Source organism: Elusimicrobiota bacterium (assembly GCA_041660185.1).
Lineage (GTDB): Bacteria > Elusimicrobiota > Elusimicrobia > 2-01-FULL-59-12 > 2-01-FULL-59-12 > JBAZWU01.
The window spans coordinates 19376-32219 of sequence record JBAZWU010000003.1 but is presented as its reverse complement, the minus strand read 5'-3'; the positions used below and the strand labels follow the sequence as shown (position 1 = coordinate 32219).

Annotated in this window: 11 protein-coding genes and 1 tRNA gene; 10 read left to right on the top strand and 2 right to left on the bottom strand. The window is 53.7% G+C overall.

What is annotated here, in order from left to right:
- Nucleotides 1-4: 4 nt before the first annotated feature.
- Nucleotides 5-667 carry a DNA repair protein RadC gene (gene radC, locus WC859_03795; protein ID MFA5975269.1) on the bottom strand — a complete coding sequence of 221 codons (663 nt, stop codon included), beginning with the start codon at nt 665-667 and terminating at the stop codon, nt 5-7.
- Nucleotides 668-801: 134 nt separating this feature from the next.
- Between radC and WC859_03790 the strand changes: the two genes are divergently transcribed.
- On the top strand, nt 802-1152 hold the full coding sequence (locus tag WC859_03790; GenBank protein MFA5975268.1) for a hypothetical protein: 351 nt from the start codon (nt 802-804) through the stop codon (nt 1150-1152).
- Nucleotides 1149-1979, top strand: coding sequence for a hypothetical protein (locus tag WC859_03785; protein MFA5975267.1), 831 nt, complete (start codon nt 1149-1151; stop codon nt 1977-1979). Before WC859_03790 ends, WC859_03785 begins: the two co-directional genes overlap by 4 nt.
- Here WC859_03785 and WC859_03780 read toward each other — a convergent pair.
- On the bottom strand, nt 1976-3673 hold the full coding sequence (locus tag WC859_03780; protein ID MFA5975266.1) for a hypothetical protein: 1698 nt from the start codon (nt 3671-3673) through the stop codon (nt 1976-1978). The two genes, WC859_03785 and WC859_03780, sit on opposite strands and share 4 nt — an antisense overlap.
- A gap of 23 nt (nt 3674-3696) precedes the next feature.
- Here WC859_03780 and WC859_03775 point away from each other — a divergent pair, with 23 nt between their 5' ends.
- The 8 genes from WC859_03775 to WC859_03740 all read left to right on the top strand — a co-directional run bounded on the left by WC859_03775 (nt 3697) and on the right by WC859_03740 (nt 12838).
- Nucleotides 3697-5934, top strand: a complete 2238-nt coding sequence (locus WC859_03775; protein ID MFA5975265.1) for a tetratricopeptide repeat protein — start codon at nt 3697-3699, stop codon at nt 5932-5934.
- Entirely contained in the window at nt 5862-6218 is a 357-nt protein-coding gene (locus WC859_03770) for an acylphosphatase (protein MFA5975264.1), read from the top strand. Before WC859_03775 ends, WC859_03770 begins: the two co-directional genes overlap by 73 nt.
- A 318-nt stretch (nt 6219-6536) precedes the next feature.
- A complete protein-coding gene (locus tag WC859_03765) occupies nt 6537-7691 on the top strand; it encodes a PorV/PorQ family protein (GenBank protein ID MFA5975263.1) in 1155 nt (384 codons plus the stop codon).
- A 78-nt stretch (nt 7692-7769) separates the two neighbouring features.
- Nucleotides 7770-9278, top strand: a complete 1509-nt coding sequence (locus WC859_03760) for an ATP-binding protein (protein ID MFA5975262.1) — start codon at nt 7770-7772, stop codon at nt 9276-9278.
- Between the two features lie 265 nt (nt 9279-9543).
- A tRNA-Ser gene (locus tag WC859_03755) sits at nt 9544-9634 on the top strand.
- 38 nt (nt 9635-9672) lie between these two features.
- Complete coding sequence (locus WC859_03750; GenBank protein MFA5975261.1) at nt 9673-10506, top strand: zf-HC2 domain-containing protein; 834 nt, start codon at nt 9673-9675, stop codon at nt 10504-10506.
- Nucleotides 10507-10519: 13 nt separating this feature from the next.
- On the top strand, nt 10520-11626 hold the full coding sequence (gene tal, locus WC859_03745; protein ID MFA5975260.1) for a transaldolase: 1107 nt from the start codon (nt 10520-10522) through the stop codon (nt 11624-11626).
- 12 nt (nt 11627-11638) lie between these two features.
- Entirely contained in the window at nt 11639-12838 is a 1200-nt protein-coding gene (locus WC859_03740) for a hypothetical protein (GenBank protein MFA5975259.1), read from the top strand.
- Nucleotides 12839-12844 lie beyond the last annotated feature (6 nt).

The following is a 12844-nucleotide window of genomic DNA, read 5'->3' as shown; positions in this document are numbered from 1 at the left end:
TGGTCTACGTTCTTGTCAAACCTCCGGAAGTCTTAAAGCTGTAACATCCACTCTCCGAAACAATGAGGTGGTCTAGAAGCTCAATCCCCATAATCTGGCCCGCTTGGGCGATGCGTTTGGTGAGGCGGATGTCCTCGTCGCTGGGGGAGGGATCGCCGGAGGGGTGGTTATGGACAAGAATCACGCCGGCGGCGGCTTTGCCGATGGCGGGGGCAAAGATCTCACGGGGATGCGCCAAAGAAGCGGTCAGCGTCCCGATAGAAATGACCTCTTTGCCGATCATCTGATGACGGGCGTTGAGGAAGAAAGCCAAGAGGTGCTCCTTTTTCAGATTCCTGATTTCGATAGCCTGGGCCGCTACATCATTGACCGAACGAAGGAGTGGCAAAGCGGCTGGTTCTGAAGGGTGCGCCCGCCGTACTAATTCGGAGGCGGCCACCAGCGTGGCCGCCCGGCTTTCGCCGATGCCGCGCAACCGGCGAAGCGATTGGAAAGGTATCTGCAACAGATCGGCCAAGGGATACGCGGACAGCAGGGTCCGCGCCACGTCCAAAACGCTGTGACCCCGGTACCCGGTCCGCAACAAAATGGCCAGGAGCTCCTCGTCTTTCAAGCCTTCCGGCCCGATCAAGGACAAGCGCTCCCTTGGTCTTTCAACCATCGGCATATCTTGGATCAGCGAAGTGGACAAAATACCTCCTTATTTCTTAGAGAGTTTTGCCGGCCAAATATTCGACTTAACCAAACTTTACCATCTACAAATTTCCTTGAATTTTAGTCGGAATGACCGTATACCCAAACATGGCCTTTCGGTGTCTGAAAATCGCGATAATTTCATTGTGGATGATCGGGATGGGGGTCGCGCAGGGGGCCTCGCAGGATTTGGAAAATACGTTCCAAGGCCTTAAAAAAGGCGCTTTCATACGGCTCGAAATGCAGAATGGAAGTTCCATTCAGGGGCGATTTTCCGCGTACGATGATTATTATGGCCGCGTCTGGTTGACCCCGGAGAAGGACGAGGGGACGCTTTTCCGGACCAAGTCTATCCGGCTTTCCAGTATCCGGCACGTCGAGACGATCCGGCTGGAACCTCCGAAAGCGCTCGCGGATGCTTTGATGGATCCTTACGCGGAGTTCGAACTGCATCCATGAAACCGTTCATGCGCATTTCAGGCCTCGCTTCCTTTTTTTTGAGCCTATTTTTTTGTGTCCCTTCGTCCGTCTCGGCTTTTGAGGAAGGTCCCAAACAAAAAGCAACGCTGGCCATTACCTTGCCCGACATTGTTTTAGGATCATTTACTCTGCCGCCGGATATCCAGGTGACGCAGGATCAGTTGCGGGAATTAGTCGGTGCGCTTCAAATAAGACAGACGCAAAGTCTTTCCTTGGCTGGGCATCAGGAAATCAATGACGCTGTCATCACCGCTCTCCGGACGTTTGCAGAATTGAAAGAACTGGATCTTCGAGAAACAGGAATTCATGACGCCGGTGTTTTTTCGCTTTCGTCTTTGAGAGGGTTGCAACGCCTTGATCTCAGCAACACCATGGTGGGGAATGACGGGCTCCGTGCGCTCAAGGAGCTCCAGAGCCTTCGACAACTCTATTTACGGGCGACCCAGGTAGATGACGCCGGGCTGGCGGCCTTGAAGGATCTGAAGCGCCTCCACGAACTGGACCTTAACGGCACGGATATTAAAGGAAAGGGTCTTGTGAATTTGGCCGGATTGCCGCTGGAGACTTTGGATTTAGGTGAAACAAAACTGTCTGGAACGAGCGTGTATCCGCTGCACTCGATTCAATCCCTGGAAATTCTTCATCTAAACAACACGCGCATCGATAACGAAGGGTTGGCCACGCTCCGCTGGCTGCCTCACCTTCGCCTGCTGAACGTCAGCTGTACGGACGTAACGGATTCCGCTCTTGAGCCCTTTCGGCGCCACCCGGGGTTTGAAAGCCTGAACGTCTGCCCGGATCGCTAAGAGCCGTTGGGAACACCCACAAACTTACTATACGTGTTGCCGTTCCGTTTGAATCCCATCCCGGAAGAAATCGACAGGATCCAGCGGTTGTTTTGTTGTATTTGACCGATCGCATAAGCGAGGTCAATTCGGAAAACCGTTCCTTCCGTCGAACGGGAAAGCGCCGCACGAAAGCCAACCCCGACGTTCGCCCGAAAATCCGCCATAGTGAATCCGGTCCCCTGGGGCTGCGCTTGCCCCGCATCGCAAAACATCGCCCCCCCGAGATAGGCCAGGTGCAGAATTTCGTAAGGGTAATAAAAACGATTTTCCAGGTTCACCAGAATCGTTTTGTTTCCGGTAAAAGCATCCACCTTAAACCCGCGCAATCCGGTACTTCCGCCGATGGATAAGAGGTTACTGGTGTCAGGATTTTGAAGATGGGCCGCTTCCGCATGAGCGACGCCGGTCATCGGAAAGGCGGTAGGCCAATGGCGGTAGAAGTTGGCATTGGCAAAATAGAGCGTATTCACGAGGCGGCCGCCCACTTGATCGTCTGCATAGAGGTTGTATCGCCCCGACGTGCCGTAGGAAAAAAGACCGAACCAGGGGTTGTCCGCGCCAAACCCGAAAGAGTCCAGCAACGTGAAGGGAACGGAGTTCTGAGTGGCTCCAATGACCCGGCCAGAATACCCGGTCCCAGCGCTGGTCACATGCCCCAGGTTGATGTCTTCGGTACGTTCCGCTGTATCGATAAAGTGTTCTTTGATAAAGTCCGATTGCTGCAACGTCCAGGTCAGGATGGGCCCCGAGAGCGTCTGGTTGCGGGGCAGCGAGCCGGGGGTCGTGCCCGTTGTCTCGCGGGAAATAGTTTCCGTATAGCGGTAGCGCAAAATCAGACGCTGGACGTTCAAAAGATCCGAATTGAGACGAACCCCGCCGTAAGGCCCCACATCCAGATGGTCTTGATTATAACGGGTCGTCTCCTGGCCTCTTTCGAGGACCTTATGCAAACTCATGGAGCGGTCGAAGTTGATGCCGCCCGCCACCGGTGTCTCCAGCGAATAAAAAGGCCGCGCCAGGCCGATGCTCTGATGATTCCCGGTGGGGATATCTTCGAATAGGGTGGAGAGGGTGGTGCGGGTGTGGAAAAGCTGGGGATCGCTATAACTGAATTGATGGCTGATCCCTTCCAAATCCTCTTTCTTGTAAAAATAGGAAAACGATTTGCCGTAACCCAGAAGGTTTTCTTCCAGGATCCCGGTGGAGAAATGGCTCTTGCCTCCCTCGCTGCCGAAGTTGATCTGAGGTTGCGTCGTCCAGGCATCCTGGGTTTTGACGATCAGGTCAACATCCGTCTGGTTGACGGAAACTTCCGTGATTTTGGCATCTTTAACGAAAGGCAACGCACGCAGATTTCGTTCCGTCTCCTCGAGGAGGGGTTCTTGAACCGTCTCCCCCGGGTGAAACAACAGCGCTTCTCGAATAACGGATGCGCGGGTACGAATGTGCAACCGGTTGGCCAGACGATAAGGCCAAAAATGTTCGCCGGGGACGTTCGGATCGAAAACATTCTCGATCCCAATTTTCACGTTTCGAAGATGTATTTTTTTGGGGGAGCTCCGCTTGCGGGCTTCCGCGCCGGGAGAGAAGGCGAAAATCCCGAAGAGGACCAGCAGGAGACAGGGAACACAAGACGTTCGTGGCCGATCCATAAAAAAGTTATTAGAATCATACCATGGTCCTTTTAATGTCTCCGCAGATTCTTGGGCATCGGCTTTTTCCCCTGCTTTTGATCGGCACGGTATTTTTTGTGACGGTTTCTCCCGTCTATTCGGAACCGGCTGGAGGGACAGACGCGTTAAGCGCCTATACCCGTGGCGATTACAAAACAGCCATGAAACTGCTTCGCCCGATGGCGGAGGAGGGGAATTCCTATGCGCAATTTACCATCGGGAAGATGTATGCCTTCGGGGAAGGGGTCCCGCGTGATCCGGCGAAGGCCTTTCCCTATTTCAAAACGGCAGCGGAACAAGGTCTGGCGATTGCTCAATACCATCTGGGAAAATACTATTTCGATGGGAATGGAGCCGGGAAGGACCCGGCGCAAGCGGCGGTCTGGTTCCAGAAAGCCGCTCAGCAGGGGGATTCCGATTCGCAATTTCTTCTCGGCACACAGTTGCTGGAGGGGAACGGCGTAGCCCGGGACCCCGCCCAGGCCAGCGCCTGGTTTGAAAAAGCCGCCGAGCAAGGAAACCCTGGCGCTCAATTTCAATTGGGAACCCTGTATAAAGAAGGAACAAAAATTTCGCGCGATCCAGCGAGGGCCGTGTCTTGGCTTCGTAAGGCGGCCGATCAAGGGAATGTTCAAGCCCTTGATGATCTGGGACGCATGACACTGGCCGGGGAAGGCGTTCCGAAAGATCCTTCCGCCGCCGCTACGTTGATCCAGCGCGCCGCCGAAGGCGGGTTGGCCGCTGCCCAAAACAGTCTAGGCGAGTTTTACGAAGAAGGGATAGGTGTTCCCAAAGATGAGGAACAGGCGGTTTTATGGTATTACAAAGCCGCTCAGCAGGGGAATGGTAAGGCGGAGCTTCATCTGGCTCGCCATCTCCAGTCCGGGAAAGGCATTCAGCGTAACCCCGCGCAAGCTTTCCAGTGGTATCAAAAGGCCGCCGCTCAAGGCGAATCAGAAGCGCAGTATATGACCGCTGTTTTTTTACAGGCAAAATCTCCCGAACAAGCTCTTCCGTGGCTGCAGAAAGCGGCTCTCCAGGGAGACGCGAAGGCCCAATACCAGCTGGCACAGGTTTATCAGCAAGGCCGTGGGACGGCCAAGGATCCGGCTCGGGCCTTTCTCTGGTACAAGCGGGCTGCTGAAAAAGGTATTCCGGAAGCTCAATACAACTTGGCCGTCTTGTATTCCATGGGCGATGGAACAAGCAAAGATGCGTTTCTGGCGGCTCAATGGTACCGCAAGGCCGCTGAAAACGGAATTCCTGAAGCACAATACAATCTGGCTGTCATGTATGCCACGGGTGAAGGCGTTTCGAAAGATCCGGCCCAGGCGATGATCTGGTATCGCAAAGCTGCAGAAAAAGGAATTGCCGAAGCCCAGTTGTATATAGGAGCCATGTTGGCAAATGGAACCAACACCACGAAAGACCCCGCTCAGGCTGCTCAATGGTTCCAGAGAGCCGCGGAACAGGGCAACGTAGAAGCGCAGTATTATTTTGGGGTACTTTTAATGAATGGGGAGGGCATCGCGAAAAGCCCGGTCCATGGAGCGGAGTGGATCAAAAAAGCAGCAGAACAAGGAAATGTCGATGCCCAGGTGCATTTGGCGTCCCTGTATGTCGATGGCTTAGGTGTCCCGAAAAACCCGGGTCAGGCGGCCCAATGGTACCGCAAGGCCGCTGAGCAGGGTCATCTGCAAGCGCAACTCCAGATGGCGGCTCTTTACGAGAACGGTTTTGGTGTTCCGAAGGACATGCGCACTATGGAAACCTGGCTGAAAAAGGCCGCCGAGCGAGGCAGTGCGGATGCTCAAATTAAACTGGGGGTCATGTACTATCTCGGGCAGGGGGTTCCTAAAGATCCCGCCCAAACCGCCCATTGGTATCAACTCGCGGCCGCACAAGGTCAGCAGGATGCTCAATATCGCCTGGGTTTGATGTATGAGACCGGGATGGGGGTTCCCGCCGATACCCGAAAAGCCGCTCAGTGGTATACCAAAGCTGCCGAACAGGGGTTGTCCGCCGCTCAGCTGAGTTTAGGCCAATTGTATGCCCGTGGCGAAGGGGTCAAGAAAAGCAACCGTCTGGCGCGGGAATGGATCACTCGGGCCGCAGAGGGCGGGAATAAAAAAGCCATGGAACTCCTTTCACAAACCTACGAACAAGGATGGCTGGGCGTCAAACCAGACGCTGCTCAAGCTCGCAAATGGCGCATTCGCGCTCAAAAAATAAAGACATAGCATCCTCTTCTCTGGCTGCGGTTCACCTGTATATCAGGGGCCGTGTTCAAGGCATTGGATATCGTTATTACGCCGAGCAAACAGCGACCTCCCTTTGCTTGTCCGGGTGGGTAAGAAACCTTCTCAATGGAGATGTTGAAGCCGAAGCCGAAGGCCCCCGGCCGGTGATTGAACAATGGATTATTCAGTTACGCGAAGGGCCGCCACTCGCAAGGATTGACCATATTCAAGAGGATTGGCACGCCCCATCCAATCTATGCGGGAATTTCACAATACGTTCATAAATGCCCCTAGTAGCCAAAATTAACCCTATCTAGGTAGACTACCCCCCATACATCCAAGAGCCTGCTAGTCATATAAATAGGTCACTTCAGAGGCCTTGACAGACCTGTCAATAAAAACATCTAAAAACATATATTGGTAGTATTATTAACAATCATAAACTACAATAAAATTAGTCTATACGAAATAATATTAATAATAGACTTGATTTGTACTTCATCATTAATGTATATATTCATACGAATTAACTATTTACATTAGTTAATATCAATGATAAGTAAATAGAGCAAATAAAATTGTCAGAAGCTGGTCAAAGCATCATGAAAAAACGAACCCTTGTCCCCGGTCAAAAAGCCTTGAGAGCGCTTCGCAAGAGCACCGTGCTCCTAAGCCTTCTCTCGCTATGGTCTCTGCCGGCAGCTGCTTCTTCCGGGACAGAAGGCGCTTCCTTCCTGGATATTCCGGTGGGAGCAGAACCCGCTGCGATGGGATCCGCTTATAGCGCCTTAGCAACCAATGCGTATGCGCCGGTCTGGAACCCGGGCGGACTTGGATTCCTGGCGAACAACGAGATGGCTGGCCAGCATCTGTCCTATCTAGGATCCATCCATTATGAGTATTTAAGCTTTGTGCATCCTTTTGATGATCGCCGCGGGTCCCTCACGCATCGCGGGATCGGTGTTTCGGCCCAGTATTTAGGGTCGGGCGACATGGTCCGGACAGAAATCGACCCCAACAACCAACCGTTGGATAACGGAGTGTTCTCCAGCCACTATGCTTCCTATAACGTTTCCTATGGGCAAACCGTGAATGAGAAGATCGCTCTCGGCCTGACCGGGAAGTGGATCAACGCTAAAATTGATGAGGTCAGCGCAAATGCCTATGCCGCTGATCTGGGGGTTCTCTACCACGCCAGCGACAAGCTCAGCCTGGCGTCCACGCTCACGAATATGGGATCCAAGTTAAAATTCCTTGAAGAGGGGGATTCTCTTCCTCTCGCGTTTCATCTCGGAGCCGCTTTTCAGCCAAACACGCAATGGCAGGTGACGATGGAAGGTGTTTATCGCAGAGCCGGTCCGACCAGTTTTCATGCAGGGGGTCAGTGGCGTCCGATCGAGACGGTCTCTCTGCGGGTGGGTTATAAAACGGACACGCTCAAGGGGTTAAGCGCCGTGGCTGGTTTGACCACCGGGATCGGGATTCACGTGTGGGGACAGGAACTGGCGTATGCGTGGTCGCCTTACGGCGAACTTGGAAATGCGCAGTATGTGTCCCTGTTAATCCGCTTCGGCGAACGCGAACAAGCCCGGCGGAATCTCATCCAGTACCAAACGATCAAGAAACAGCGCATCGTCAAAAACGAAGACGCCCGTGAAGTTGAACCGGAATACCAGCAGCTCATGGAACTGCTCTCCGATCACGAGCACGTGGCCCAGACCAATCCAAGCCAGCTTTTGCCCGCCTTCAACCAGTAACCGCAACAGATCATTTCCATTTTCGTTGCATACTGTTTCCTTGAGAAGAAACGGCCTGCCGTGTAAATGCTGTGTGCGATGAAACTACAGACAAAATTTCTTCTGACATGCGGGCTGATCGCCTTGTTTATCTGTACTTCTTTGGTTTATGTCGTCAGGATTGATATCCATCGGATTTGGCTTGAGCAGCATTCCTGTTGGACGGCTCAGTCTCTGCCTGCGGAAACGATCCATCACGATGATCGTTTGGGCAATTGGAATCGGATGGAACATCGGTTATCCTGGCACATCGCAAGCTTCATTTTCTTCTTCGGAGCCCTTGGATTTGGAGGGGCGGCCCTTTTTATCCAAAAACTTTTTTCCCCGATTCGCCAGTTAACCGCGGCGGCCGCACAAGTTCATGAGAACACCCCTTTGGCCGGGATCCCGGCCGCGTCACAAGACGAGTTAAGCCGGTTGGCCGGCACGTTCAATCAGATGAGCCGGTCATTGGCCGAGACCACCGTCTATAAAAACTATATGTCCCGAATATTGTCGAACCTCGTCGACCCTCTGATCGTCATGGGACCCGATACAACCATCCGGATGATTAATCCGGCGGTGAGCCAGATTCTGGGTTATTCGGAAACGGATCTGGTTGGGCGGCCTTTGTCTCTTCTGTGCCCGGAAGATGAAAACCGGCTCATTCTGGCCGAACAAGGGGATCGGCTGCGTCAGGGCTCGGTTCATAATCTGGAAGTATCCATGCAGGCCAAAAGCGGGCAGCGCGTACCGGTTCTTTTTTCCAGTTCCGTGATGAAGGAGGCCAATCAGGACGTTTCCGCGATTATCGTCGTGGCCAAAGACATGACGGAAAGGAAAAAGCTCGAACGGCAGCTTCTGCAGACCGGGAAACTCGCCGCGGTGGGGCAGCTGGCCGGAGGGGTGGCCCATGAGATTAACAATCCGCTCAGCGTCATTCTTGGATTTGCCCAGACCATGCTCAGTCTGATGGCCCCCGGGCATGCGCATGAAAAGCCCCTGCGATCCATCGAACGGGAGGCGCTGCGCTGCAAAGAACTGGTTCAGGGGCTGCTCACCTTTTCCCGCGCCGCGAAGGTTGACCGGGAGACGATGAATCTCAATGACGCGGTCGAAGGAGCCTTGTCTTTAGTAACGGCCCAGGCGCGCATGGGCCATGTTGAGATTAAAAAAGAATTATCAGATCCTCTGCCTCCCGTCTTTGGAAATCCGAACCAGGTTCAGCAGGTTGTTATTAATCTGGCCAATAATGCGCTGGATGCCATGGGCACGCAGGGGACCTTGACCATTCGAACGGATTTGATGAAGGCAGGGACGTCGTCCTGGGTTTGTCTTTACGTCACCGACACGGGAAGCGGTATCCCCAAGGAGATTCTCTCTCATATCTTTGAGCCGTTTCTGACGACAAAACCCCTTGGAAAAGGGACGGGCCTGGGTTTAAGCCTGGTTCATCAGATTGTTCAAAAACATGCCGGGACCATAGAGGTGACCAGCCGTCCGGGACACACGCAGTTCTGCGTCAAATTCCCCGTAAGGGCTCTGGCCGTAACCCCTCTTCAAAAGTGATCCGAGCCCTTCAAACGTTAGAGCCGCCTGTCACCCCAAAGGAATAAGATCAAACCTTTCATCAAGAGGCTTTGTTATAATCCCGACAGTACAGATAAAACATGTTTTTGTCCTCGTTACGGAGGGGTCGCACCATCGCCGCCTGTTTGACAGAGGTGGCGATGGCCATCAGCAAAACGATCGGCTGAAGGCCGATCGTGCTGATGGTAGTGGTCTAGTGCGGCGGTTTGCCGAACCGTTGGTGACAAGTTTCCGTCCTCGCAACGGAGGGGTCGCATAGTGGTCTAGTGCGGCGGTTTGCTAAACCGCTATACGGATGAAAATCCGTATCGAGGGTTCAAATCCCTCCCCCTCCGTTGCGGGGATGATAGGGTTGAATGGGTAGAGAAGGCAAATGGCTAACGACCACATTAAATCCGATATTAGTCTTTATCTCACCGGATCGCTTTCCGAAAGCCGGCGACGTGACGTGGATGCTCATCTCGCCTCCTGCGAAAAATGCCGGCATGCTGTTTCCAAAGCCCGAAGCAAACAAGCCCGGATCAACCGAGAGGTTCTGAAGAAAGCTTCTCCGGATCGTGTCCCGAACCTGCTCTTGACCCGGTTAGGGAAAGAGGCCGGGTTCGATCGACGGCCCCCCCGTCTCCCGTGGGGCTGGATAGGCCTGTCGCTTCTGGCCGTTGTAATTATTTTCGCTGTCAGCCGCCATGAATCACGCCGGTCCGCGGGAACGACGGGTTCTCCGGGCAGCAAGCCAGCGGTCAGTACATCGACCGTGCAGCAAGTGTCTCCTGCCCTGGACGTGGCTCCGTCGTCCGTTGCGGCCGCGGCATTGAGCGTGCCGAAAAGTGCCCCGCGCTCCGAACCCGTATCCGGAGAGAATGCTCAGCAATGGGCCGGCGCAGAGAGCGCGATTAAAGAGAGTCGTAAAGTTGTTCTTCGCGGACGATCCGCCTGGCGTGCCCTTTGGGTGGAAATGGGGCATTCAGAAGAATCGGCACCCCGCGTCAATTTCAACGAATGGATCATCATCGGAGTTTTTGTCGGCGAGGTGACCAGGAGCACCCAAATCATCCTTTCCACTCCGAAGGAAGAAGACGACCATATCGTTGTGACGTATAGGCTCGCGCCGAATCCATCGGTTTCTTCCGGGTCGACGGCTCATCCCTATCTTCTCAAGACGATCCCGCAAAGTTCAAAACCAGTTCGTTTAATCCCAATCTCTTAGAAGGAGATCACACGTGAATCCATTGCGCCAACTTGAAACTCAGGGTCAGAGCGTCTGGCTTGATTTCATTACTCGTCGGTTTATCGCTCAGGGCCAATTGGAAAAACTCATCCATGAAGACGGCATCACCGGCGTCACGTCCAACCCCACCATTTTCCAGAAGGCGATTTCCGGCAGCCAGGACTATGACGCGGCCATCACCTTGTTGAGGCAAAAAGGCAAAGACGCCCCGGCCATTTTTGAAGCTTTAGCAGTGGAGGATGTCCGGCGGGCCTGCGATGTGTTCCGGCCGGTTTATGAACAGACAGCCGGCGGGGACGGGTATGTCTCCCTTGAGGTGAACCCGCATTTGGCCCGCGACGCGCAGGGAACGCTCGAAGAAGCGCGACGCTTGTTCGAGAGGGTGAATCGTCCGAATGTCATGATCAAAATTCCGGGGACACGCGAGAGCTTGCCGGCGATTGAGCAGGCGCTCGGCGAAGGCCTGAATGTGAACGTCACCCTTATTTTTTCCCTGAAACGTTATGAGGAAGTTCTTACGGCCTGGCTTTCCGGCATGGAACGCTGGTCGAAAAAAGGAAAATCCCTGCGGTCCGTTGCTTCCGTGGCCAGTTTTTTCATCAGCCGGGTAGATACGCTGGTCGATGGCGAGTTGGGGAAAAAACAGGGGAGTGACCCCCTGCTGGGGAAAGCCGCCATTGCCAACGCCTGTCTGGCCTATGAGATTTTCGAGAAAATGAAGGCGGGCGAGCGGTTTAAAGCCTTGCAGGCCAAAGGGGCCGGTGTTCAACGGCCTTTATGGGCTAGCACCAGTACCAAGAACCCCCATTATCGCGATGTGATTTATGTTGAAGAGTTGATTGGCCGGCAGACCATCAATACGCTTCCGCTCCCGACGATCGAGGCGTTTCGTGATCATGGGATCGTGAAAGCCGCTCTTCCCGGCAATCCCGCCGAATCCAGGAACCTCCTGGCCCGTTTGGAGTCGGCCGGGCTATCCATGGACTCCGTGACCCGGCAGTTAGAAGAGGAAGGGCTCAAACTCTTTACAGATTCCTATGATAGCTTGATGAAAACACTGGAACAAAAGAAAGAAACCCTGAAAACCGTCCTTCAATAAAATCATTTCCCCGTGAAACATTTATCTTTCCCGCGGCTCTTCTGCATCGGACTGATTGGAAGCGCCTTTATGGCTTCTGCCCCAGCGCAAGCGGTCCAATCGTCTGTTGGACAGTTTGATATCCAGGATTACGATACCGTAACCTCCACGTGGTCCTGGGCGCAGCCGCCTTCCGATCACCACAGGCTTTTTCTGGATGTTTACAACGTGACGGATTTCTTCGATTCCGAGACCGGCGGGGTGGCCGGTTTTACGGATCAGACGCTTCTGGCGGACACCATCCGCCCCATGGTGACCGTGCTCTGGGACGACCGGTTTCGAATTCAACTGGGCCTTATCGCCGAGAAGGCGTATGGCGATCCCGTCGGATATAAATCCGTCGATCCGTGGATTCAGCTGTTGTGGCAGCCGATTCAGCCGTTAAGCGTTGTGTTCGGGAATCTGGATACCCCGCATTATTACCTGCCGGCGCTTTTCTACCCCACAAATTACTTTATGCAGGAAACGAATGAGGCCGGCATGCAGCTCATTCTGAAGAAGCCGTTCCTGTACGACGATTTTTACTACAACTACCGTTTAATGGATACCTCTGCGCACAACGAGAAGTTTGACCTTGGGTTTGTCCACCGCAATAATTGGAAATGGCTGTCTCTCAATTACCAGTCTCATTGGATTCACGAAGGGGGGCAGCTGAATCCGCACACCTTCAATACGCGCAACGACGTCGCGCAGACATTCGGCGTCGGCCTCCAATTTCATCCCATCCATTCCCTCATGATCGGCGGAAGCTATAACCGCCTGAATTCCCATCTGCGCCAGGACGCGGATGGGGCGGCCTATCAAATTAATTCGAGAACAGGGACCGGCCATTTGTTCCAGGCCTATGCCCGATGGGGCCGCGTGAAGTTGATTTTCGGGGATTGGCGCGGGCATCAATTTTTTCATGAAGGAGGGGATCCGATGTTCACCCTCCCGAACATGAATTTATTGACAGCCCGCTGGGATATTCTCTTAAGCCATGATTTCAATCTCTTTGCGGAAACAACCGGTTATTTCATCGGGAATAATGATCTCGGATATGATCGTTACATCAAAGCGGCTTTCCATATTCAGGCGGCCTGGCAGTTTTCCGTTCCTATTATGGAGTGGACATCACCAGCCGCTTCTCCGGAGGGCGAACCCCTTCCCGCCCGTTGGGACTATGGCATTTAGTTGAAA